The organism is Streptococcus suis YS161, assembly GCF_002760245.1.
GTDB lineage: Bacteria > Bacillota > Bacilli > Lactobacillales > Streptococcaceae > Streptococcus > Streptococcus suis_I.
In genome coordinates this window covers 1-21,470 of the sequence record NZ_ASCA01000024.1, presented here as the reverse complement: position 1 = coordinate 21,470, position 21,470 = coordinate 1, and the positions used below count along the sequence as shown (strand labels likewise).

Below are 21,470 nucleotides of genomic sequence, written 5' to 3'. Positions count from 1 at the left end.
TTTTTTTTTTTTAGTATAATGATAAACGTGCCTTTTGGCATAAAAGTTTTATATAAATGGAGGTTTTTAGTATGAAAATCAAAAGAAGTTCTAGCAAGAAACAACTTCATAAGTGGACCAAGCTAGGAGTTGGATTAGCAGCGGTCACTGTTTTGGGAGGGTTGGTTGAGCCGGTGGGGTTGGCAGATTTTGGTTTGACCAAGGTTTATGCAACAGAACAGGCAGATCCAGCTTTGGAAGCCAGAAAGATTGAAATCAAGACCATGATCCAGAGTTACCGTGATCTAGTCGGTCAGATAAAAGCTCTTAATCCAGCGGACTATACGGAAGAATCGTGGAATAAGAACTATGGTGGCGATGTTCGGATTTATCTTGGAGCACAAAGTATTGCTACTGCTTACAATGATGATTTAACCTTTTCTTCATTGAGCTTAGATGGGGTTGATAGTCACCAAACATTAAATGAGTTAAATGCAACCTATATGTTTGGATATATTTATGTTGAGAATTCTATCCCAGTCTTGAAGCAAGCAATGGCAGATTTAGTCCCGGTATCAGAATCGGTTGAAACTCCGACAGACAAACCAGCTGAAACTCCAGTGGAACAGCCAGAACAACAGAGTCTCCCCTATACAGTTGAATGGTATTTAGATGGTCAATACTATTATGGCTACACAGGAAATATCGAGCCTGGAGAGTTACATGACCGTGGGGTTATTGATAAAGGCGGGATTCCAGAGTGGATTGCTTTCGCAGATTTGGCAGAAAATAGTCCGCAGAACTATGAAATTACTTATGAGAAAGTAGCGGCTGGTGAAAACTATTATCGCTTTGACTTGGTAAGTATAGACAAGGCAACGGTTCCGTATACCATTGAGTTGGTAGACCAAGACGGTCAAGTTCTCCAAACCATTCAACAGAGTGGAGTTGAAGGAACGGAAGTGACATTTGATTTTCCAGTAATATCAGGTTATAGAATAGGTAAGACTGAAGGATTTGAATCAGGGACGGTTGGGAAAAATGGGTCTTTCAGACTAGTCGCCAATAAGACTGTTAAGGTATACTATGACAAAGCTCCTTCTATTGACTCCTTAATTAGACCTGAACAACGTGTGGAATATCAGAAAGTATTTGATACCTTCCATACCACTGTCTTGAAAGCTTTTGAAGTCTATAAGAAAGAGTTGGGAGTAGACCATATTATCCGCCTGTCAGAGGATGAAGCTAAGTTTAATCAGATTACCCAATCAGAGGATTTAACTACTTTACAATTAGAGTTAATTTTAGTTGAATACTTATTTAACGAACCAGTAGGTCTAGTCTTGACAGATCAAGATATTATCAACGCTATTGGTTGGACTCCTGAATACTGGGATTATCAAATCGCTTACCATAAAGAAATTACTCAAAAACTTGAAAAAGCAATGGCTAACATTGCTGCATCAAAGGCAATTCCGACAGTTCCAGTAGATCAATCGATCACGATTAAGGCTGTCTATACTGAGGAACAAATTGAACCTGGCCAAAAAGTTGATGTGTTAAAAGAAATTGAGTATACACTCAAACCAGGGGAGAGTGTTGTTCTAGAACCCCTAGCATTTGAAGGTTGGACATCACGAGTAGTTCAAGAAAGTCAAACAGTTACTTACGAAGAAGCTAAGGCAAGACCTAACAAGGAATACTACTTCTATTACATAGAAGAGGGTACAACACCAACAGAGAAACCAATTGAAACTCCGGCTGAAACTCCAACTGAAAAACCGGCCGAACAGCTAGTTGAAAAACCAACTGAACAACCAGTTGAGAAGTTGGTTGAAAGACCAACTGCAAGTCCAACTGAACAGTCAGCACCAGGCAAACAAGCAACCAAACAGGGAGATAAGGAGCCTGCGGCACCAGCAAGTCAAAGCAAACAGTCAACTGTCAAACCTGCATCAACTAGTCAGCCACAGGCAAAAAGTTTACCAGCTACTGGTGAAGCCAGCTCCGTCCTACACCTGACAGGTCTGGGCTTACTGGGACTAGCAGGTCTAGTCGTGAAAAGACGCCCACGCAAGTCGTCTTAATTAGCTATCCTAAAAACGAGATCGACAGGTCTCGTTTTTTGCTGATTTCTAACAATACCTACTGTCAAGCTCCGTCTTTCTATGCTATAATGTTCCTATGATGAAACAAGAAAAAATCTCAACTTATCAATTATTACTGGCTCAGTTGGAGGCCCTTTTAGACGGCGAAACCAATGCACTTGCCAATTTGTCTAATGCCTCAGCTCTGCTCAATCAGGCTCTACCAAATTCTGTCTTTACAGGATTTTACTTGTATGATGGTAGTGAATTGATTTTGGGGCCTTTTCAGGGTGGCGTTTCCTGTGTTCATATTGCACTTGGAAAAGGAGTCTGCGGTGAGTCAGCTTCTAAGCGCCAGACTATTCTCGTAGACGATGTTCGTCTACATGATAACTATATTTCCTGCGATGCGACAGCCCTATCAGAAATCGTTGTGCCAATGGTGAAAAACGACCAATTATTGGGCGTTTTGGACTTGGATTCGAGATTGGTAGCTGATTATGATACGATTGACCAAGACTATCTAGAAAAGTTCGTTGCTCTCTTGGTTGAGAAGACGGACTGGAATTTTGCTATGTTTGGAGAAAAACGCTAATGTACCAAGCTTTATATAGGAAGTACCGAAGCCAGACCTTTGGGGAGATGGTGGGGCAGGAGGTGGTTGCTACCACACTCAAACAGGCCATTGAACAGGGGAAAATTAGCCATGCCTATCTCTTTTCAGGTCCTCGTGGTACGGGTAAAACATCAGCAGCTAAGATTTTTGCCAAGGCCATGAACTGTCCTAATCAGGTTGGAGGCGAACCTTGTAACGATTGCTATATCTGTCAGGCCATTACCGAGGGCAGTCTGGAAGATGTGATTGAGATTGATGCGGCTTCCAACAATGGTGTGGATGAAATCCGTGACATTCGTGATAAATCGACCTATGCACCTAGTCTTGCGACCTATAAGGTCTATATCATCGACGAGGTCCATATGCTGTCAACTGGGGCTTTTAATGCTCTCTTGAAGACCTTGGAAGAGCCGACTGAGAATGTGGTCTTTATTCTAGCCACGACGGAATTGCACAAGATTCCTGCTACCATTCTGTCAAGGGTGCAACGATTTGAATTTAAGTCCATCAAGGTGACGGACATTCAGGAGCACTTGGCTGCAATTTTGACCAAGGAAGGGCTAATCTTTGACGAGCAGGCTCTGACGATCATTGCGCGTCGGGCAGAAGGGGGGATGCGGGATGCCCTATCCATTTTGGATCAGGCTCTCAGCCTTAGTCAGGACCAGCAAGTGACCTTAGAAATTGCTGAGGAAATTACGGGTTCTATCAGCTTGCGTGCCTTGGATGACTATGTGGCAAGTCTGCGTCAAGGGGATAGTGTCACAGCTCTCCAGCATCTACAAACCTTGTTTGACCAAGGAAAGAGTATGAGCCGTTTTGCGACAGATCTTTTGCACTATTTGAGAGATGTCCTTATCGTGCAGACGGGTGGTGAGGATACGCATTTAACAACAGGTTTTTCAGAAAATCTAGCTCTTGAGCAGGCACGGATTTTTACCATGATAGAGATGGTGACCAGGGGCTTGGCGGACATCAAGTCCAGTCCTCAACCCAAGATTTACGCTGAAATGATGACTATTCGTTTGGCTGAAGATAGTTCTCCTTCGGGGGCAATGGCAGAGCTGCCAGCTGATTTACTGGGTCAACTAGCCAGTCTGCAACAACAAGTTGCGGATTTACAGAAACAACTAGGTCAATTATCTAGTCAACCAAGTGCTGTTAAGCCAGTTTCACGCAAGCCACAGGCTCCGAAGAAGTACCGATTGGATACCAGCAAGGTTCATGCAATTTTGCAGGAAGCTATGGAAAATCCAACCTTGGCGCGTGAAAATTTGACTCGCTTGCAGAATGCTTGGGGAGAAATTATCGAGAGTCTGTCAGGAGCAGATCGTGCCTTGCTTGTTGGTTCACAACCAGTTGCTGCCAATGAAAATCATGCGATTCTAGCCTTTGATTCTCCGCTTAATGCTGAACAGACTATGAAGCGTGACAATCTCAATACCATGTTTGGAAATATTCTCAGCAAGGCAGCTGGTTTTTCGCCACAGATTTTAGCTATTGCTCAGGAAGATTGGGTAAGTATTCGTGCTGAATTTTCGGCGAAAGCAAAAGGGCAAAAGACACAGGAAATCGAAAAAGAAGCCAGTCCAGTCCCAGAAGAATTTGGCTTTCTCGCAGATACAGTTGAGATTAGAAATGATTAGAAAATGAGGCTGAGCAAAAAGCTCAGCACCGCTTCTCAAAGTTAGTGTCAACATCTCAGCGCAGTGGTTGATTGGCAGATTTGTTCGTGTTTTACACTCCAAATCTGACCATTACGACTGATGCGAACAGAGTTCGCTTCATTTCCAACCTCCAACAGTCACTACTCTGACTGTTGGAGCTATGCGGGGGTGGGAGTGAAACAGTCTGGGAATAGACTGTTTCAGCTCAACAACTTAAAACGAAAAATTGTTGACGAACTCTTCTATGAATGGTCGAGTTCTTTCCCACTCCCGAATAGTTTTGATAGATATTTTATACTATATTCAATCCTAAATATTTTTCATATCTCCTTAAGAAAGCACCAATTAGATTGGTGTTTTCTTGTTTAGAAAAGAATCGAAACCTATCAAGAAAGCATATAAAAATTCAGCCAGTTGACTGAATTTTTGGTATAATCTATTTTATGAAACTTCCACAATTTCTTTTTTTAGCCATTACAACTATTTTAGCTGTTTATTTTATGAATGCATCGATTTTGACAGGAGATTTCTTGATTGCAGGTATCTACGCCTTTATCGCCTATCGGAATCTTCATTTTGCTTACAAGGTGACTAAATTTATTCGTTTGGTGGAGAAGCAGACCAAGCAGTAAGGCTGATTTCTCCGCTGGAGATGATTTTTGCCTTGCCATTGTCTAACTGGATGACCAGATTTCCTGTATCAGTAACAGCGATGGCAGTACCCTTAAATTCAACTTGATTTTCTACAAAGCTCACTTGTTGGCCAACGACAAGTGATTTTTCTTTGTAAAGGGCAATTAGTTCCTTCTCATCGGTTTCTAAGAAGGCTTTCCAGATGGCAGTAATGAGTTGATTGCGGGTAAATGGTGGTTGTTCCTCGAAAAGATTTCCTGCAGATTGTTGTAATTCCTTAGGGAAATCGTCTATGCGGACATTGATGCCGACACCGATAATGACATCGGTTACCCGTTGGTTTTCCATGGAAGAGATGGCTTCGGTTAGAATGCCAGCGACCTTTTTGTGTCCGAGATAGATGTCATTGACCCACTTGATTTGGACATCCAAGTCGCAAAGAGATTGAATGGCCTTGACAACTGCTGCAGCAGCTAAAATGGTGTAGGGCTTAAATTCAAGGAAGGGGACATTTGGAGAAAGGCGGAGGGACATATAGATACCGCCTGACTTGGAGGCATAAAAGGGTCTCCCAAATCGTCCCTTGGCTTTATTCTGATAGGGAGCTAGATATAGGGCAGGACTAGTATGACCTGATTCAATACCTTGTTTGGCATCTAGTTGGGTCGAATCGCTGTCAGCTTTCAGATAGACAGGCAGTTGGAGTTCCTCTGCAATCAAGTCTGGCAGTAGCAAATCCCCATCGGCCAATTTGTAGCCACGATTGCGGGCAGCCTCAATAGTTAAACCATGCGTTTCTAACTGGCGAATGGCTTTCCAAACTGAAGTCCGAGAAATACCCAATTCCTGAGCCAAATCTTCTCCGCTGACATAATCCTCTCTCTCTTTTAAAAGGAGATATATTTTCTGATAGGTTTTCATACCTTCATTATAGCAAAAAATTCACCTAAAACGTGATATAATAGTTTCAAATAAGGAGGTTTTCATGAAGACACTTGATTACATTGTTACATTGACCAACACTCCGTCGCCAACTGGTTTTACGACGGATATTATGAATTACATCCAGGCAGAGGTTGAAAGTTTCGGCTATGCTGCTAGTAAAACCGCTAAAGGTGGTGTTTTGGTGACAGTTCCGGGGGAAAATGACCAGGAACACCGCATGGTGACTGCTCACCTGGACACACTGGGGGCCATGGTTCGTGCAGTGAAACCGGATGGCCGACTCAAAATGGATTTGGTGGGAGGATTTGGATACCCTTCTATTGAGGGAGAAAACTGTTTGATTCATTGCGCTAAAAATGGTAAGACCTTTACAGGTACTATTCTCATGCACCAGACCTCTGTCCATGTCTACCGAGATGCCAGCACAGCCGAGCGGAACCAGACCAATATGGAAATTCGTTTGGACGAAAAAGTGACCAATGCGGACGAGACGCGGGCCTTGGGTATTGAAGTCGGAGATTTTATCTCCTTTGATCCTCGTACCGTCGTGACAGAAACTGGCTTTATCAAGAGTCGTCACTTGGATGATAAGGTATCCGCAGCTATCTTGCTCCATCTATTGAAGGTATATAAAGAAGAGGGGATTACCCTGCCTTATACGACACATTTCTATTTTTCAAACAATGAAGAGATTGGCTACGGTGCCAACTCCAGCATTCCTGCTCAGGTGGTTGAATATTTGGCAGTCGATATGGGGGCAATGGGAGATGACCAGCAGACAGATGAGTACACAGTTTCTATCTGTGTCAAAGATGGTTCAGGTCCATATCATTACGAACTTCGTCAGCACTTGATATCCTTGGCTGAGAGGGATGGTATTCCATATAAATTAGACATTTATCCATATTATGGTTCCGATGCTTCGGCAGCTATGCGAGCAGGTGTGGATGTCAAGCACGCCCTGCTTGGTGCGGGAATTGAGTCTAGCCATTCCTACGAGCGGACGCATTTGGATTCTGTAGTTGCGACTGAGCGGATGGTAGATGCCTATTTGAAATCAGCAATGGTAGATTAAGATGAATGAAACCCGTTTTTTAGAGTTATTCAATGACTTGGATAAGGTCTTGCGTAAGGTGTGCGGTGTTGCGGATGGGGAATATGCAGATGTAGGCTCTATGTTGACCAAGGCAAAGGAATTGACGCGACATAATCCCGTTGAGGCGAACTGGGATAAACTCTATATGGCTCGTCAGTTGCGTAATCTCATGGTTCATGAGAAACGAACAGGTTTGAAGGAAGTAGCCCAACCTTCGCAGGAATTGATCACTGTTTTGGAAAAAGTGATAGCTCAGTACCAAGAACCGATTACCATTGCCGACTATTTGCAAAAGACCCAGAAAATTAATCCGGTTATTTTTGAGGGCAAGGACAAATTGATAAAGGCTTTAGAAATTGTGGAGCAAGAGCATTTTTCTAAGTTTCCTATTTTTTCTGACAAGGTTTATCAAGGTCTGGTTTCTGACAAGGGATTGACAAATTGGTTGGCCAAGGCAAGCAAGGAAACGGGCTCTATACGTGAAAAATTGGTGGAAGCTAGTCTTGAAGACGTACTAGCTTGTGAGGAAGATAGTATTCAGGTGATTGTTCTACCAATAATAGCCCATCTTTATCAGGTAATTAATCATTTTGAGGGGCGTAAGCGCACAACCATCCTAGTCAGTCGTCAGGCGAGTGGGAAGCTTCATTCACCAGAGGATCTTGTTGGTATTGTCACAGCCCAGGACTTGGCAGAGATTTATGGGATGGTGGATTGAGTGGAGAAAGGAGAAATCATGTCAACAAATCGTTTAGCTTGGGATGAGTATTTTGCGGCTCAGGCGCTTTTAATTGCCAATCGGGCGACTTGTAAGCGGGCCAAGGTCGGTGCGGTTTTGGTTAAGGACAATAAGGTTATCGCAACAGGCTACAATGGTTCTGTTTCAGGAACCGAACATTGTTTGGAGCAGGAATGCCTTATGATTGATGGTCATTGTGCTAGAACCTTGCATGCGGAAGTCAATGCCATTTTACAAGGAGCGGAGCGGGGAATTCCAAAAGGTTTTACTGCCTATGTGACCCATTTCCCATGTCTCAACTGCTCTAAGCAATTGTTACAGGTTGGTTGTAAGCGGGTTGTTTATATCAATGAATACCGCATGGATGACTATGCTCAGTATTTGTATAAAGAAAAAGGCTGTGAGTTGGTTCATTTGCCTCTAGAGGTGGTTAAACAGGCAATTGCAGATGCCGAATTTATCTAGTAGTTTACGCAGCAGAGAGGGGTGTTTTGAGCAACCCTCTTTATTTTTAAGAAAATGCTAGGATAGTCGGTCAATCTATGCTATACTAGAAACGTTATTAAGTCCCGAAAAGGTAGTTTATAGACTAGTTAATATTTGCAGAAACACTTGAAACACAATTAAAGAAACTGGTAATATTGAATAGTAATTGTAAAATCTTTACTACATTTCAGTCACCATTTTCTTAATAGTTAGACTACTCTCATATAGTCTAGAATTGTCTTTCTCCCTGAGTATCTGGAAATTTTCCTTTGCTCAAGACAGGTGTCTTTCGCAAATAGGATTTCCCTTTGCTCAAGACAAAAGTCTTTCGCAAAGAACTAGTCTTCGACTAGTTCTTTGTAACCTTAGTAACCCGCTAGGTTTCTAGCATATATTCTATTATAAGGGGGACATTTTTATGTCAGAACGTAAGTTGTTTACGTCTGAGTCAGTATCGGAAGGACATCCGGATAAGATTGCTGACCAGATTTCAGATGCTATTTTGGATGCCATTTTAGCAGAGGATCCAGATGCGCACGTAGCGGCAGAGACAGCTGTTTACACAGGTAGTGTTCATGTGTTTGGAGAGATTTCAACCACTGCCTATGTGGATATTAACCGTGTGGTACGGGATACGATTGCGGAGATTGGCTATACAAAAGGTGAGTATGGTTTTTCAGCTGAGTCGGTTGGGGTTCATCCGTCACTTGTAGAGCAATCGCCAGATATTGCCCAAGGCGTCAATGAAGCCTTGGAAACTCGTCAAGATGCTAGTCAAGATCCATTGGATTTGATTGGTGCAGGTGACCAGGGGCTCATGTTTGGTTTTGCAGTAGATGAAACGCCTGAACTTATGCCGTTGCCAATTTCACTTAGTCACAAATTGGTGCGTCGTTTGGCCGAGTTGAGAAAATCTGGTGAAATTGCTTATCTCCGTCCAGATGCTAAGTCACAGGTAACAGTTGAATACGATGAAGACAATCAACCTGTTCGTGTGGATACAGTCGTTATTTCGACCCAGCATGATCCAGAAGTTAGCCAGGAGCAAATTCGTCAGGATGTCATTGAACGTGTGATTAAGGAAATCATTCCAGCTCATTATCTGGATGACCAAACCAACTACTTTATCAACCCAACTGGTCGCTTTGTCATTGGCGGACCTCAAGGGGACTCTGGTTTGACAGGTCGTAAGATTATTGTGGATACCTATGGTGGTTATTCTCGTCATGGTGGCGGTGCTTTCTCTGGTAAGGATGCGACCAAAGTGGACCGTTCTGCATCTTATGCGGCACGCTACATCGCTAAAAATATCGTAGCAGCTGGTTTGGCTAAAAAGGCGGAAGTTCAATTGGCCTATGCTATCGGTGTTGCTCAACCAGTTTCAGTTCGCATCGACACATTTGGTACAAGTACAGTGGCTGAGAGTAAATTGGAAGCAGCTGTTCGTCAGATTTTCGATTTACGCCCAGCTGGTATTATTCAAATGTTGGACCTCAAACGTCCGATTTACAAGCAAACTGCAGCCTATGGTCATATGGGACGTACGGATATTGACTTGCCGTGGGAACGCTTGGACAAAGTAGATGCTTTACAAGCAGTACTACAAAAGATCAACTAGGAATATTTTCAAAACAGGAGACAGACTTGCCTCCTGTTTTTTTATATATCAAATAACTAGCATTTTACCACCCATTGTGGTAAAATGAAACGTATGCCTTTTTAGGCAAATTAAGAAAGTGAATGCTAGTATGAGAAAAATTGTAATTAATGGTGGAAAAACACTGAAAGGGTCGGTTACCGTTAGTGGTGCCAAAAACTCAGTTGTTGCTCTTATTCCGGCCATTATTCTTGCAGACGGGATTGTTACTCTGGACGGAGTGCCTGCAATCTCGGATGTAGATAGCTTAGTTGATATTATGGAAACAATGGGCGCGACGGTCAAGCGTGATGGTGAAAGCTTGGAGATTGACCCTCGTGGTGTAAAAGACATGCCTATGCCATTTGGTAAAATTAATAGCTTGCGTGCCTCCTACTATTTTTACGGTTCCCTCCTTGGTCGCTTTGGTCAAGCTGTTGTTGGCTTGCCAGGTGGTTGTGATTTGGGTCCGCGTCCAATTGATTTGCACTTGAAGGCCTTCGCAGCCATGGGTGCGAAAACAACCTATGAAGGTGAATATATGCGCTTGGCAACTAATGGTCAGCGTATTCAAGGGGCACATATCTTCATGGATGTTGTCAGCGTTGGTGCGACAATTAATACTATCTTAGCAGCTGTCAAAGCAGAAGGCCGTACAGTTATTGAAAATGCGGCGCGTGAACCTGAAATTATTGACGTGGCAACTTTGCTTAACAATATGGGGGCACGTATCCGTGGTGCGGGTACAGATATTATCACCATTGAAGGTGTAGACAGTCTAAAAGGAACACGTCATCAAGTGATTCCAGACCGTATTGAAGCAGGGACTTATATTGCCCTTGCTGCTGCTGTTGGTGAAGGTATTCGTATCGATAATGTCCTTTATGAACACTTAGAGAGTTACATCGCTAAGTTGGAAGAAATGGGTGTTCGCATGACCATTTCTGAAGATAGTATTTTTGTTGAAAAGCAAGAAACATTAAAGGCAGTGAATATCAAAACTTCACCTTATCCAGGTTTTGCGACAGACTTGCAGCAACCCATTACACCTTTACTGCTTAAGGCAGAAGGTACTGGTACGATTGTTGATACGATTTATGAAAAACGTGTTGGTCATGTGCAGGAGCTTGCAAATCTTGGAGCAAAAATCTCTACTCGTAACAACCATATTGCCTTTGAAGGTCCAAATCAACTGACTGGTACATCTGTTAAAGCTACTGATTTGCGTGCGGGAGCCGCAATGGTTATCGCTGGTTTAATGGCTCAAGGGCGTACAGAAATTACAAACATTGAGTTTATTCTACGTGGTTACTCAAATATTGTTGATAAGCTGACAGAATTAGGTGCAGATATTCAATTGATTGAGGATTAGAGAGTCTAATTGAGAACTACTTTCTCAAAACGTAATCGATTTAAAAACAAAACAATCTGGGGCTGGGAGTAATTCTCAGCCCCTTGGGTACACTATGACACTTTGGACAAGACTAGCGAAGTTTGCTTACTTTGAAACGGACCGTTTGTATTTACGACCATTTTCTTTTGAAGATGGAGAAAGTTTCTATGAAATTGTATCAAATCCCGAAAATCTTCCGTTTATCTTTCCAGCTTTGGAGGACAGAAATATTGCTTTTTCGACAATGGTTGAAAAATTTATGCGTTCACCATTGGGAAACTGGGCCTTAGTTGATAAGTATTCGGAGAGGATGATCGGTGCGCTTTGCTTTGAAAAGGTAGATGAACGTCAACTTTCTGCGGAGCTCAGCTATTTCCTAAAAAAAGACTACTGGAGAAGAGGCTTAATGACGGAAGCAGTGAGGACTTTAGTCTATCTAGCTTTTTATGAGTTTGGTCTGAGGGAGCTGGTTATTGTCACTCATGAGGAAAATGTGGCCAGTCAGATGGTGGCGAAAAAAGCTGGTTTGGTACAGGTTGCGCAGTATCGCGGAAGTGACCGCTATAGCCATAAAACAAGAAATTATCTAAAATTTAGCTTGAAGAGGGCTGAATTTAGTTTAGAAATATATGAGGAGAATCAATGATTACTATTAAATCACAACGAGAAATTGATGCCATGAACCGTGCTGGAGATGTTCTGGCTGGTATTCATATTGGTTTGCGAGAGATTATCAAGCCAGGTGTGGACATGTGGGAAGTAGAGGAATATGTCCGTAAAACGTGTAAGGAAAAGAATGTTTTGCCACTCCAAATTGGTGTTGATGGAGAATTGATGGATTATCCTTATGCGACTTGTTGTGGATTGAATGACGAGGTCGCTCATGCCTTTCCGCGTCATTACAAACTTAAAGAAGGTGATTTACTGAAGGTCGATATGGTTTTGAGTGAGCCTTTGGATAAAGCGGTAGTTGATGTTTCTAAGCTCAACTTTAATGATGTCAAGGCTATGAAGAAAATCACCCAGACCTATCGTGGTGGTTGTGCGGATTCCTGCTGGGCTTATGCGGTTGGTCAGGTCTCTGAGGAAGTTCAAAACTTGATGGACGTGACTAAGGAATGTTTGTACTGTGGTATCGAGCAAGCAGTTGTTGGCAATCGTATCGGCGATATCGGTGCTGCTATTCAAGAATATGCGGAAGGTCTTGGCTACGGTGTTGTTCGTGACTTGGTGGGTCACGGCGTTGGACCAACCTTCCACGAAGAGCCGATGGTTCCTCATTATGGAACTAAAGGTCGTGGTCTTCGCTTGCGTGAAGGTATGGTTTTGACTATCGAGCCTATGATTAATACAGGGACTTGGGAAATTGATACGGATATGAAGACTGGTTGGGCTCACAAAACACTTGATGGTGGCTTGTCTTGTCAATACGAACACCAATTTGTCATCACCAAAGATGGACCGGTTATTTTGACCAGTCAAGGTGAAGAAGGGACCTATTAATTCTCGGTGTGGTCGTGAATAATAGATGAATGAGGAAGGAGGAGAGAATGAAGAAAACCAAAATAGTTGAAGGTTTGAAAACATTCTGCTCAACCTTCTTTTCTTTTTATCGTTCTGCTGATAGCGATGTAACAAGTGTTGCAGTAGCTTACTATTTGTTAATTTCTATTTTCCCTATTCTTCTAACTCTCGCGAATTTACTGCCATATTATCCATTTGATGTGGATATGATTTTATCGGTTGTAGCTGAATTTGTGCCAGACAAGCTCTATCCTTCGGTTTCATCTTTTATCACTTCTGTATTAACAAAGCCGTCGTCATCGTGGTTAGGGATTTCAATTCTGACAACTCTTTGGACCCTGTCACGTAGTATGACTATTTTGCAGAAGGCTTTTAATAAGGCTTATGGCATCGATGAACACCGTGATTTTATTATTGGGCACTTGATTGGCATATTTTTAGGAATTGGTCTGCAGGTAATTATCCTCTTAAGTATTACGCTTTTGACTTTCGGGCAGGCAGTTTTTTCTTATATTAATAAGCTGGTTCCTATTGAAGACGCCTGGCTGAAAGGACTTCTTAGTCAAACACAGTTAGTAGGTTTAATGGCTCTGTTTGCCTCCTTGGTTATGCTTTATTTCTTTTTGCCAAATGTTCGGATAAAAAAAGTTCGATATGTTTTTCCAGGAACGTTGTTTGTTCTGTTGACGATGACTTCTATTGGAAAGTTATTTTCGATTTATGTTGATAATTATGCTAATAAGTTGCTGGATTTTAGAATAGTAACAGCTGTCGTCTTTCTTGTTTTTATGCTTTGGTTCATTTTTATGGCTCAAGTACTCATCATTGGTGCAATGATTAATGCTACGGTTCAAAGTATGCAGGTAGAAGAGTTTCATGCCAGAGATGGGGATATTGTTTCTATCTTGAATAGGCTAAAGGCAAGATTTACAGCGATAGATAAAGAATGAAGCAGGAAAATCAAGCTATATATAAAAATGAGGTTCCGTTGGAGCCTCATTTCGTATTTTTAAAGATAAAGAGTTTGCTCAAGAAATAGTTGACCACAATGACCAAGACTTGTGAGAAGAGAGTGGAAATGGCGTTAACAAGTGTCAAATCATGGTTGACAAACTGCCCAATCAATTGTGGATAGGCTTGAACTAGCAAGTAGGCTAGGGCCATATCCATGACCAAGGTCGCGATGCGGGCAGATACAAACTTGACCAATCGCTGAGGCCAACCCTTTCTGGCTTGTTTGAAAACGAAACGGTCGTTGGTCCAAAAGGCAAAGAGGATAGCTACTGCATTGGCTAAAAGAGTTACCAATAGAATGGAAGGAATGACTAAAAATAGCCCCATTCGAGTGACCATATAGACAAGGGTTGCTGCCACACCTGCAATCAAATAGAGAATAACTTCGTTATTGATGAGTTGATAAAATAGTTTTTTCATAGGACTAGTCTATCATTTTTAGCAAAAATATGCTATACTAATCAACGTTGTTGAATTTTCAATGACCCTTGGGGCTTGCTCACTTTACCCAAGCATATTTTAAGCTTTTTCGCTAAAGGAGAATTTTATGAATACATCTAAATGGACTGCCAGAGATATGGCAGAAATTGCTCTTGTTGCGGCGATTTATGTCGCTCTTACCTTGACACCGCCATTGAATGCTATTTCCTTCGGGGCTGTTCAGTTTCGTTTGTCTGAAATGCTCAATTTCTTGGCTTTTTATAATCGTAAGTATATTATCGCTGTGACCATTGGTTGCATGATTTCCAACTTGATTGGTTTTGGCGTGATTGACCTTTTTGTGGGTGGATTCTCGACATTAATCTTCGTTACGTTGGGAGTTATTTTGTTTGAAAAATACAAGAAGGACTATCTATTCGGTGGATTATTTAACAAGGCTTTCTTTTATTTCTCATTCTTTTTTGCGGCAACGATGTTTACCATTGCTTTAGAATTAAAAGTCTTATATGATTTACCATTCTTTCTAACTTGGTTGACAACAGCAGCAGGAGAATTGCTTTCTCTATTAGTTGGAGCTGTTGTTATCGATAAACTATCCAAGAAAATAAATTTTGAAAAGTAAGTATACAATAAATGTGAGCAGACACTTTCGGGTGTCTTTTATTTTTAGGTCGCATTATTTTGTATTGATTGACAATTTAGTTTATACTGGGGATAGAAGAAATAGGAGGTCTTTTATGACAAGATATACGTTTTCAAATGGTGTAACTGTTCCTAAAATTGGTTTTGGAACTTGGCAGATACCCGATGGTGAAGTGGCGTACGGTGCGGTTTCTTATGCATTGGAAGCTGGTTATCGCCATATTGATACTGCTCAAATTTATGGCAATGAAGCTAGTGTTGGTCGAGCTATAGCTGATAGTGGTCTAGCTCGTGAGGACATTTTTTTAACAACTAAGGTTTGGAATGATAAGATTGGCTATGAAGATACCCTTGCTTCAGTAGAAGAATCCATGCAAAAACTTCAGGTGGATTATCTGGATTTGTTACTGATCCATTGGCCAAATCCAAAGGCTATTCGCGACAGCATTGGCTGGAAGGAACGCAATGCCCAGGTTTGGAAGGCATTAGAAGAGCTCTATCGTGCTGGAAAAGTGAAAGTAATTGGAGTTTCTAACTTTATGGAACACCATCTAGAAGCTTTGCTGGAAACAGCTGAGATTATCCCGATGGCTAATCAGATTATGTTAGCTCCAGGAACTCCTCAGTCAGAATTAGTTGCTTACTGCAAAGCAAAAGGGATTCTCTTGGAGGCCTATAGCCCATTTGGTACAGGAAGCCTTTTCCAAAGCCAAGAGGCAGCCGATTTGGCTAAAGAAGCTGGTTGTAGTGTTGCACAGTTAGCACTAGCTTGGTCTTTAGATAAAGGCTTTCTCCCTCTCCCTAAATCAACTAGTCCAGAAAATATTAAGGCGAATTTGGAAATTGATGGCTTGGCTATTAGTCCGAAAGCAGTTGCAAAGTTGGATAAACTAGAAGGAGTGAAAGGTCGCCTTGACCCGGATCAGGCTGAATTTTAATTAGCTATTGAGAGCATGTAGTTTATCTACGTGCTTTTTCTATTGAGTCATTTGTACCGCTTTCATGTTATAATAGTAGCTATGGAAGAAAAATATTTGAAAATTGCTCAGGAATTGGGCGTTAGTTTAAAACAGATTGATACGGTTCTCTCTTTGACGGCTGAAGGCAATACTATTCCCTTTATCGCTCGTTATCGAAAGGACGTAACTGGTAATTTAGATGAAGTAGTCATCAAGTCTATCATTGATCGGGATAAGGCCTTGACTGCTCTGGCAGAACGCAAAGCGACTGTCCTTGCCAAGATTGAAGAACAGGGCAAGTTGACAGACCAGCTCCGTCAGGCTATCGAGGAAGCGGAAAAGTTGGCAGATGTGGAAGAACTCTACCTGCCTTATAAGGAAAAACGTCGGACCAAGGCAACGGTGGCGCGTGAGGCTGGACTGTTCCCGCTGGCTCGTCTAATTTTGCAGAATGTGGCTGACTTGGAAGAACAGGCTGCTAGTTTCATCTGTGAAGGTTTTGATACTGCTCAGGCTTGTTTGGCTGGTGCTGTGGATATTTTGGTGGAAGCTATCTCAGAAGACAATAAGCTTCGGGCCTGGGTCTACCATGAAGTACAAACCAATTCAAGCCTGACTTCAGAGCTAAAAGATCAAGAAGCCGATGAAAAAGAAGTCTTTCAGATTTACTATGATTTTTCTGAGAAAGTGGCAAAAATGCAGGGTTATAAGACCCTGGCCATCAATCGTGGGGAGAAATTAGGGGTTCTCAAGGTTTCTTTTGAACACAATGTGGATAAGATGGTCCGTTTCTTCGAACTACGCTTTCCACAGACCAATAGCTATATCAAGGATGTCATCCAGCAGGCCATCAAGAAGAAAATTTTACCTGCTATGGAGCGTCGTATTCGAACAGAATTGACGGAAGAAGCAGAAGAAGGAGCTATCCAGCTCTTCTCTAAAAACCTACGAAATCTGCTCCTTGTATCTCCTCTAAAAGGCAAGGTTGTTCTTGGTTTTGACCCTGCCTTTCGGACAGGAGCTAAGCTGGCGGTTGTGGACCAGACTGGAAAACTCTTGACAACCCAGGTCATCTATCCTGTGGAGCCGGCTGGTCAGCGACAAATTGCTCAGGCCAAGAAAGACTTGGCAGACCTGATTGGTCAGTATCAGGTGGAAATCATTGCTATCGGAAATGGAACGGCCAGCCGTGAATCTGAAGCCTTCGTCGCTGATTTGCTCAAGGACTTCCCAGATGTTTCTTATGTCATCGTCAATGAAAGCGGAGCATCTGTCTACTCAGCTTCTGAGCTGGCGCGATACGAGTTCCCAGACCTACCTGTGGAAAAACGCTCTGCCATTTCCATAGCCCGCCGTCTGCAAGACCCTCTGGCTGAGTTGGTCAAAATCGATCCTAAGTCCATCGGTGTCGGCCAGTACCAGCACGATGTCAACCAGAAGTCTCTGTCTGAAAGTCTGGATTTTGTGGTCGATACGGTGGTCAACCAGGTCGGTGTCAATGTCAATACGGCCAGTCCTGCCCTTTTGGCTCACGTTGCTGGTCTTAACAAGACCATTTCGGAGAACATCGTCAAGTACCGCGAGGAAAATGGAGCTCTGACCTCTCGTCAGCAGCTCAAAAAGGTTCCACGTTTGGGTGATAAGGCCTTTGAGCAGGCAGCTGGTTTCTTACGCATTCCAGATGCGACTAACTTTTTGGACAATACTGGCGTGCACCCCGAGTCTTACAAGGCTGTGGAAAACCTGTTAGAACTTCTAGCTATTGACCACTTAGATGAGGCTGCGCAGGAAAAATTAAAGCAGGTGGCTATCGCGGATACGGCAGAAAAAATCGGTGTCGGTCAGGAAACCTTGAAGGATATCATCGCGGACTTGCTCAAACCTGGTCGTGATTTACGGGATGACTTTGAAGCACCAGTCCTCCGTCAGGATGTCTTGGATGTCAAGGACTTGGTAGTCGGACAGGAATTGCAAGGCACGGTCCGCAATATTGTGGACTTTGGAGCCTTTGTGGATATCGGTGTCCACGAGGATGGTCTGGTTCACATTTCACGCATGGTCAAACGCAAACGGGATAAAAATGGACGCCAACAAGCCTTGCCACATCCAAGCGAAGTCCTCGCCGTTGGGGAAATCGTAACCGTCTGGGTGGTTGAAGTGGATATCAAACGCAACCGTATTGGTCTTAGCCTTTTGAACCCAAATGGATCTGAATAAGTATGTACAAGAAGTCTCCTTGCAAGACTTCGGTAAGGAATTTCGGCATGTAGCAATCTGGAACAGGCGATTACGCTCAACGGGTGGTCGCTTTTTTCCAAGGGATGGGCATTTGGATTTCAATCCCAAGCACTTGGAGGAGCAAGGTTTAGAAGTCTTTCGGAAGATTGTCCGCCACGAGCTCTGCCATTACCATCTCTACTTTGAGAAGAAAGGCTATCGGCACGGAGACAGGGATTTCAAGGAATTGTTGGCTGCGGTGGACGGCCTGCGCTATGCTCCTAAACTGGAACAAGCTTCCAATCCTAGTCTGCTGTATACCTGTCAATCCTGTGGACAAGTCTACCAGCGCAAGCGCCGCATTGACCTAAAAAAATACCGATGTGGCAAGTGTAGGGGGCTTTTAGAGAAAATACTTTAATACAAGAAAACCAGTCCTAAGAGATTGACTTAGGGCTGGTTTTTGTGATAATACTCTTCGAAAATCAAAATCAGACGTTGTTGACTTGATTTGATGAACTTCAGTTCTATCTGCATCTGCGTCGCCTAGTCTGATTTTGATTTTCATTGAGTATAAGGTATTGGGATTATTTTGTAAAAAGTATTAGGATTGAAGGCTTGGTTCTGGGAGTTGTAAAATAATATTTTTATCATTTTTCACAACTTTGCTTGAATGGTGTGAGAGTTGTTCGATGTAGTATTGTCTACTAGTATTGAAAAGTGTAATGAGTTCGGAGTATAGAGACTGACCATGGAGTTCCATCAAGATTTCACAGAGTTTTAAAACACGGAGATAAGCAGATTGGAGATCTTTACGGATTTGATAGGTATCATAGCGATTAGCTTTGCTACGAATATCTGTGGTATGGGAGAAAACTGTTTCAAATTCCTGCTGACTTTCTTTTAGGTTCTCAAAAAATCTTTTTAAACCAAGGATTTCGATATGTTCCATTACTTCTGGACTGGAGAAACGATTAAATAGTTTGTCCAATTCTAGACTTTCTTTTTCATAATCAAGTCGATGTATGTCTCGAAAAGGTTTTACAATTTCTGTTAACTCACTATAAGCAGTTTTTTCAGATTGTCGTTTACTCGTTTCGAAGGCGGCTAGACTACGTTTAAAAATAGAAAAGTCACTATTACGGAGTTGATTGGCATCTTGAATCTTTTTTGTTAATGCTTTTCCTTTATCTTGATTGAAGGCTTTTTGGTATTGGTTGAAGGCTGCTTGCCATGTATCTATTGCTAGGGTCAAATGATTATCTTGATTGAAAGGAATTTGACTTTGTTGTAATGATTTGAGACTGCGAGAATTAAGTTGGTAAAAGTTGCTGTTGTCCAACTTTTGCAGTGGTAATGGTTTCACTTTACTTGTTCGTATGCTTGTGTTTGATGCAGAGTGATTTTCTTTTTTTGCTGTCATCAGCTATCCTCATTTCTTATGTGATAGTACTATGATAGCAATTAAACAATCTATTCAACAGGACATTTTTGTCCCGAAAATGAACATGGAAGTAATGAAGTGCTGATTTTACTGCCTGATAACAAGAAATGAGCTGATAGGTCGGTATATTGTTCCTATGTGGGACTCCATTCAACAGATTGGTTGATGTTTTTAATCCTTGTCGCATAAAAATTGTGAAAATAGTTCGTATTTTTTGTATTTTACTGTTACCAAAAGAAAAAAAGTCTAAAGAACTTTTGCTTGTCAGCTTTCAGTCGATAAATTAGTCGACTGATTTTTAGTTTGTTAGCTGATTGAAAGATTTTTTTGAAGCGTGAAAAAATTGAACTTCAATAATCAGTCTATTATACAACAATAAATAAGGCATTTTTATCTGTCTCATGATATAATTTTATAGAAGGCTCTTACGCTATTTCTGGGCGTAAGTTATAAAGAATAAGGAGAAACTATGATTACTTCTGAAGAGATTAAATTACGTCTATGGAATGGTGCCAATGAACTCCGTGGCTCTATGGATGCTAGTCGGTACAAAGATTATATGCTTGGGCTCATGTTCTACAAGTTTTTAAGTGACCAGACCTTAAAAACCTTTGCCAACACATCGGGCTTGACCAAGGAAGAAAATTGGTATGAGGAGTATGTGCTGGCTCATCAAGAGTATGGGACAGAGCTAGAAAAGATGATCCAAGACGTTTTGGGTTATTTTGTTCGTCCAGAACACCTCTACCAAACTTGGATTAAGGATATGAACGAGGGGCGGTTTGAAGTTCAGAAGGTGACGGATAGCCTGAGCCAATTTGAGCGAAGTATTGCCGTAGCCAATGGTTCAGATGATTTTCAAGGTCTTTTTGCCAGCTCTACCCTTGATCTGACGGATACAGCACTGGGAAGCAACCTTAATGAACGGAGTAAAAACATCCAGGCTCTTATCCGTTTGTTTGAGGATTTGGACATGGTTGCCCTGCAAAGTGGAGATGTTTTGGGGGATGCCTATGAGTATCTGATTGGACAATTTGCCATGGAATCTGGTAAGAAGGCTGGCGAGTTCTACACGCCCCACCAAGTCAGTGAAGTCATGGCTCAGATTGTTGCGACCAATTCTTCTATTTCATCCATCTATGACCCAACCGTTGGCTCTGGTTCTCTCCTTTTGACAGTCAAAAAACACCTGTCGGAAGACAGGCAGAGAAGTCTGAACTACTATGGTCAGGAAAAGAATACGGCAACCTATAACCTGACCCGTATGAACCTCCTGCTCCACGGTGTCCGTCCTGAGAAGATGAGCATTAAAAACGGTGATACCCTCTCACAAGACTGGCCAGAAGATCCAGAACGCCCAAATGAAGGAGTGCAGTTTGATGCAGTGGTTATGAACCCGCCTTACTCTGTTAAAAATTGGAACCGTTCAGGTTTGAAACCCAGCGACCCACGTTTTGAAATTGCTGGTGTTCTTCCGCCAGACTCAAAAGGTGACTTTGCCTTTCTTTTGCACGGTCTTTATCACCTTGGAACCCATGGTACCATGGCTATCGTTTTGCCACACGGTGTTCTCTTCCGTGGAGCAGCTGAGGGCGAAATCCGTAAGCGGTTGATTGAGAAAAACCAGATTGATGCCGTTATTGGTCTGCCAAGCAACCTCTTTACCAACACAGGTATCCCTGTTTGTATCATTATCCTCAAGAAAAATCGGGAGCTGAATGAACCTGTGCTCTTTATCGATGCCTCACGCAACTTTATCAAGGCAGGCAAGCAAAATGCCTTACAAGAAAAAGACATTGCAAAGATTGTGGATGTATATACGAACAGAAGCGAAGAAGAGGGATACAGCCACCTAGCAAGCCGTCAGGAATTGATTCAAAACGACTGATATGTAAAGCCCTTTGTCAAGTAAAAACAATCGAACTGATTAAAAAATGAAAAGTATCTAGAAA

At 42.3% G+C, this 21,470-nt stretch carries 21 protein-coding genes and 1 riboswitch; of the genes, 17 read left to right on the top strand and 4 right to left on the bottom strand.

All coding sequences use genetic code 11. The features are described from left to right. Positions 1-71: 71 nt before the first annotated feature. The 4 genes from SST111_RS03605 (at position 72) to SST111_RS03585 (ending at position 4,981) form a co-directional block, all read left to right on the top strand. A complete protein-coding gene (locus SST111_RS03605; protein WP_099810048.1) occupies positions 72-2,066 on the top strand; it encodes an LPXTG cell wall anchor domain-containing protein in 1,995 nt (664 codons plus the stop codon). Between the two features lie 97 nt (positions 2,067-2,163). Then, on the top strand, positions 2,164-2,661 hold the full coding sequence (locus SST111_RS03600; protein WP_099810047.1) for a GAF domain-containing protein: 498 nt from the start codon (positions 2,164-2,166) through the stop codon (positions 2,659-2,661). Further along, positions 2,661-4,328 carry a DNA polymerase III subunit gamma/tau gene (gene dnaX, locus SST111_RS03595; RefSeq protein WP_024386423.1) on the top strand — a complete coding sequence of 556 codons (1,668 nt, stop codon included), beginning with the start codon at positions 2,661-2,663 and terminating at the stop codon, positions 4,326-4,328. Before SST111_RS03600 ends, dnaX begins: the two co-directional genes overlap by 1 nt. Before the next feature lie 464 nt (positions 4,329-4,792). Next, the gene (locus tag SST111_RS03585; protein WP_024398156.1) at positions 4,793-4,981 is read left to right on the top strand and encodes a DUF3272 family protein; all 189 of its coding nucleotides are present in this window, start codon (positions 4,793-4,795) and stop codon (positions 4,979-4,981) included. On the opposite strand, the gene birA is transcribed toward SST111_RS03585, so the two are convergent. Continuing rightward, entirely contained in the window at positions 4,947-5,903 is a 957-nt protein-coding gene (gene birA / locus SST111_RS03580) for a bifunctional biotin--[acetyl-CoA-carboxylase] ligase/biotin operon repressor BirA (protein ID WP_099810046.1), read from the bottom strand. The genes SST111_RS03585 and birA overlap by 35 nt on opposite strands. Positions 5,904-5,967: 64 nt before the next feature. Between birA and SST111_RS03575 the strand changes: the two genes are divergently transcribed. From SST111_RS03575 to SST111_RS03540, 8 genes are all read left to right on the top strand, one after another. Next, positions 5,968-7,002, top strand: a complete 1,035-nt coding sequence (locus tag SST111_RS03575; RefSeq protein ID WP_099810045.1) for a M42 family metallopeptidase — start codon at positions 5,968-5,970, stop codon at positions 7,000-7,002. A gap of 1 nt (position 7,003) precedes the next feature. Then, on the top strand, positions 7,004-7,741 hold the full coding sequence (locus SST111_RS03570) for a hypothetical protein (RefSeq protein WP_180274023.1): 738 nt from the start codon (positions 7,004-7,006) through the stop codon (positions 7,739-7,741). An 18-nt stretch (positions 7,742-7,759) separates the two neighbouring features. Beyond that, a complete protein-coding gene (locus SST111_RS03565; RefSeq protein ID WP_029188684.1) occupies positions 7,760-8,227 on the top strand; it encodes a deoxycytidylate deaminase in 468 nt (155 codons plus the stop codon). A gap of 439 nt (positions 8,228-8,666) precedes the next feature. Next, positions 8,667-9,866, top strand: a complete 1,200-nt coding sequence (gene metK / locus SST111_RS03560; RefSeq protein WP_024380069.1) for a methionine adenosyltransferase — start codon at positions 8,667-8,669, stop codon at positions 9,864-9,866. 130 nt (positions 9,867-9,996) lie between these two features. Then, complete coding sequence (locus SST111_RS03555; RefSeq protein WP_002940243.1) at positions 9,997-11,256, top strand: UDP-N-acetylglucosamine 1-carboxyvinyltransferase; 1,260 nt, start codon at positions 9,997-9,999, stop codon at positions 11,254-11,256. A 94-nt stretch (positions 11,257-11,350) separates the two neighbouring features. After that, a complete protein-coding gene (locus SST111_RS03550) occupies positions 11,351-11,923 on the top strand; it encodes a GNAT family N-acetyltransferase (RefSeq protein ID WP_099810044.1) in 573 nt (190 codons plus the stop codon). Next, positions 11,920-12,780 (top strand): methionyl aminopeptidase, encoded by an 861-nt coding sequence (locus SST111_RS03545; RefSeq protein ID WP_099810043.1) that lies wholly within the window; start codon positions 11,920-11,922, stop codon positions 12,778-12,780. The genes SST111_RS03550 and SST111_RS03545 overlap by 4 nt, the downstream gene beginning before the upstream one ends. A 47-nt stretch (positions 12,781-12,827) precedes the next feature. Further along, a complete protein-coding gene (locus SST111_RS03540; RefSeq protein WP_099810042.1) occupies positions 12,828-13,751 on the top strand; it encodes a YihY/virulence factor BrkB family protein in 924 nt (307 codons plus the stop codon). Positions 13,752-13,797: 46 nt separating this feature from the next. Here SST111_RS03540 and SST111_RS03535 read toward each other — a convergent pair whose 3' ends face one another. After that, positions 13,798-14,235, bottom strand: coding sequence for a GtrA family protein (locus SST111_RS03535; RefSeq protein WP_099810041.1), 438 nt, complete (start codon positions 14,233-14,235; stop codon positions 13,798-13,800). Positions 14,236-14,263: 28 nt separating this feature from the next. Then, positions 14,264-14,365: riboswitch (PreQ1 riboswitch) on the top strand. On the opposite strand from SST111_RS03535, the gene SST111_RS03530 reads away from it, so the two are divergent. The 4 genes from SST111_RS03530 to SST111_RS03515 all read left to right on the top strand — a co-directional run bounded on the left by SST111_RS03530 (position 14,363) and on the right by SST111_RS03515 (position 18,495). After that, on the top strand, positions 14,363-14,878 hold the full coding sequence (locus SST111_RS03530) for a QueT transporter family protein (protein ID WP_012027540.1): 516 nt from the start codon (positions 14,363-14,365) through the stop codon (positions 14,876-14,878). It overlaps the preceding riboswitch by 3 nt. A gap of 115 nt (positions 14,879-14,993) precedes the next feature. Continuing rightward, positions 14,994-15,836 (top strand): aldo/keto reductase, encoded by an 843-nt coding sequence (locus SST111_RS03525; RefSeq protein WP_099810040.1) that lies wholly within the window; start codon positions 14,994-14,996, stop codon positions 15,834-15,836. Between the two features lie 81 nt (positions 15,837-15,917). After that, on the top strand, positions 15,918-18,074 hold the full coding sequence (locus SST111_RS03520; protein ID WP_099810039.1) for a Tex family protein: 2,157 nt from the start codon (positions 15,918-15,920) through the stop codon (positions 18,072-18,074). Next, positions 18,061-18,495: a SprT family protein gene (locus SST111_RS03515; RefSeq protein WP_099810038.1), complete on the top strand. Its 435-nt coding sequence runs from the start codon at positions 18,061-18,063 to the stop codon at positions 18,493-18,495. Before SST111_RS03520 ends, SST111_RS03515 begins: the two co-directional genes overlap by 14 nt. Here the strand turns inward: SST111_RS03515 and SST111_RS12160 are convergent. Together SST111_RS12160 and SST111_RS03510 are read right to left on the bottom strand one after the other, a co-directional pair. Continuing rightward, positions 18,478-18,642: a hypothetical protein gene (locus SST111_RS12160; RefSeq protein ID WP_180274022.1), complete on the bottom strand. Its 165-nt coding sequence runs from the start codon at positions 18,640-18,642 to the stop codon at positions 18,478-18,480. The genes SST111_RS03515 and SST111_RS12160 overlap by 18 nt on opposite strands. Positions 18,643-18,678: 36 nt before the next feature. Continuing rightward, positions 18,679-19,497, bottom strand: coding sequence for a DUF6261 family protein (locus SST111_RS03510; RefSeq protein ID WP_099810037.1), 819 nt, complete (start codon positions 19,495-19,497; stop codon positions 18,679-18,681). Between the two features lie 490 nt (positions 19,498-19,987). Between SST111_RS03510 and SST111_RS03505 the strand changes: the two genes are divergently transcribed. Next, positions 19,988-21,406, top strand: coding sequence for a type I restriction-modification system subunit M (locus tag SST111_RS03505; protein ID WP_218963964.1), 1,419 nt, complete (start codon positions 19,988-19,990; stop codon positions 21,404-21,406). Positions 21,407-21,470: the final 64 nt, after the last annotated feature.